This is a genomic window from Nocardioides sp. CPCC 206348 (assembly GCF_048654705.1).
GTDB lineage: Bacteria > Actinomycetota > Actinomycetes > Propionibacteriales > Nocardioidaceae > Nocardioides.
Window position 1 is genome coordinate 3,284 of the sequence record NZ_JBMCZA010000082.1, and the last position, 453, is coordinate 3,736.

1 pseudogene is annotated in these 453 nt (G+C 66.9%); it reads right to left on the reverse strand.

What is annotated here, in order from left to right:
* Positions 1-453, reverse strand: a pseudogene (locus ACOADB_RS04310) (pyridoxal 5'-phosphate synthase lyase subunit PdxS); the annotation flags it as partial.

Genomic DNA, 453 nt, shown 5'->3' on the forward strand with positions numbered 1-453 from the left:
GCCAGCGGTGAACAGCACGACGGGAAGCTTGCCGGAGCGCGCGACCTCGGCCACCAGCTCGTACGGCGCCTGGAGCTCCTTGGCCGCGACGTACAGCTCGTCCTCGGGCAGCGAGGAGAGGCGACGCAGCTCGCCACGGATGGTGCGCATGTGGGTGACCGCGTTGGAGACGTCACCGGTGCCGGCCTCGCCCTTGGAGCGGATCATGGCCGCACCCTCGGTGATCCGGCGCAACGCCTCACCGAGGTTGGTCGCACCACACACGAAGGGAACCGTGAAGTTCCACTTGTCGATGTGGTTCGCGTAGTCGGCCGGGGTCAGTACCTCGGACTCGTCGATGTAGTCCACACCGAGCGACTGCAGGATCTGGGCCTCGGCGAAGTGGCCGATCCGGGCCTTGGCCATCACCGGGATCGACACGGCCTCGATGATCGAGTCGATCATGTCCGGGTC